3 protein-coding genes and 1 pseudogene are annotated in these 1726 nt (G+C 64.3%); 1 reads left to right on the top strand and 3 read right to left on the bottom strand.

Translation table 11 applies throughout. The annotated features are described in order from the left end of the window. A partial coding sequence (locus tag EOD07_RS33445; RefSeq protein WP_127238261.1) for a DUF899 family protein occupies nucleotides 1-226 on the bottom strand: 226 nt, incomplete at its 3' end. 161 nt (nucleotides 227-387) lie between these two features. Between EOD07_RS33445 and EOD07_RS33450 the strand changes: the two genes are divergently transcribed. Then, nucleotides 388-726, top strand: coding sequence for a hypothetical protein (locus EOD07_RS33450; protein WP_127238262.1), 339 nt, complete (start codon nucleotides 388-390; stop codon nucleotides 724-726). Nucleotides 727-738: 12 nt separating this feature from the next. On the opposite strand, the gene EOD07_RS33455 is transcribed toward EOD07_RS33450, so the two are convergent. Together EOD07_RS33455 and EOD07_RS38865 are read right to left on the bottom strand one after the other, a co-directional pair. After that, nucleotides 739-1557 (bottom strand): carbohydrate ABC transporter permease, encoded by an 819-nt coding sequence (locus EOD07_RS33455; RefSeq protein WP_041010224.1) that lies wholly within the window; start codon nucleotides 1555-1557, stop codon nucleotides 739-741. A 7-nt stretch (nucleotides 1558-1564) separates the two neighbouring features. Continuing rightward, nucleotides 1565-1726 (bottom strand): annotated as a pseudogene (locus EOD07_RS38865) (sugar ABC transporter permease); the annotation flags it as partial.

A 1726-nucleotide genomic window follows, 5' to 3' on the forward strand; every position in this document is an offset into this window, starting at 1 on the left:
GCGTATCCTTGCCCGGCGCGAAGAGGTCCGACAGCTTGACCTTCGCCGGCTGGTTCTGGTCGCCCAGGGCGTCGAACACATAATGCTGCGGCACCAGCCCGCCCGGCGGCAAGGCGCGCCTCGCTTCGGCGACCGCCTCCATGGCGCGGCGCAGCTCGATTTCCTTCTTCAGCAGTTTCTCGCGGGCCGTGCGGTAGTTGGCGGATTCATTCGGAAAGGTGATCATGATCGTCTCCTTGGCCTTCGCGCCGGCGTCCCGGCGCGGGTTGCTCTACAGCCCAAGGACGGGCCGCCCGGACCGGTTCCGACATTTTTCGCCAGGGAACCCGCACGGCTTTTCCGCATTCTTTCCATTGGCTAAAACCGTCCGGGAAACGGGGGAGAAAAATGACCGACAGCGACGAAATCGACCTGCGCTGCCCGCAGATCGTTGCCGACAATGCCGCCAAGGGTTTGAGGTTGCGCGGCGAGTTCGGCCGTGGCGGCACCGAGATCGGCGTCGCCCGCGCCACCGAGCTCAAGAACCGCAGTAACCTGTCGCCCTCGACCATCCGGCGCATGGTCAGCTATTTCGCCCGCCACGAGGTCGACAAACGCGGGAAGAATTACGGCAATGAGGACAATCCCTCGGCCGGCTACATCGCCTGGCTGCTGTGGGGCGGCGATGAAGGCCGCGCCTGGGCGCTCGACATGAAGAAGAAGGTCGGCAACGCGCCGGATATCTGAACCACCACCGCGTCAGCCCTTCACCCCGCCGGCGGTCAAACCGGAAACGATCCTGCGCTGGAAGATCAGCACCAGCACCACCAGCGGCACGGTGACGATCACCGAGGCGGCCATGATGTTGCCCCAGGGGATCTCGAACTGCGAGTTGCCCGACAGAAGCGCGATCGCCACCGGCACGGTGCGCTGCGTGTTGGTGGAGGTGAAGGTGAGCGCGAACAGGAACTCGTTCCAGGCGCTGATGAAGGCGAGCAGCCCGGTTGTGGCTAAAGCCGGCCACATCAGCGGCAGGAAGATGCGCGTGACGATGAGCCACGGTCCGGCGCCGTCGAGGATCGCCGCCTCCTCGATCTCGACCGGCAGGTCGCGCACGAAAGTGGTGAGCACCCACACCGTGAACGGCAGCGTGAAGATCATGTAGGACAGGATGAGCGCCAGGAGCGAATTGTAGAGATGCAGCGCCCGGATGATCTCGAACAGCCCGGCAAGCGCGGCCACCTGCGGAAACATCGAGACCGACAGGATCGCGAGCATCAGCGCCGAGCGCCCGCGGAAGCGGATGCGCGCCAGCGCATAGGCCGCGGTGATGCCGATGAGCAGCGAGACCGCCACGACCGCGCCGGAGACGACGAGCGAATTGACGAGATTGCGCAGGAAGGGACCTTCGGTCAGCACGTTGCGGTAGTTGGCGAGGCTGAACGATCGCGGCCAGAGGCCCGCCTGGAACAATTCGGTCCCCGATTTCAGGCTGGTGACGATGGCGTAATAGAACGGAAACACCGCGACGAAGACGATCGCCGCAAGCAGCAGATAGAAGGCGGCGCGCTTCAGCATCTTCACCTCAGCGCCCTCCCTCGAAACGCAGCCGGCCGATCCGGATATAGGCGATGGTGAGCAGGCCGACGATCAGGAAAAGCAGCGTCGAGGCGGCCGAGCCATAGGCGAACTTGTCGAACTCGAACAGGTTCTCGCGCGCGAAGATCGACATCGACTTGGTCTGCAC

The organism is Mesorhizobium sp. M2C.T.Ca.TU.002.02.1.1 (assembly GCF_003997225.1).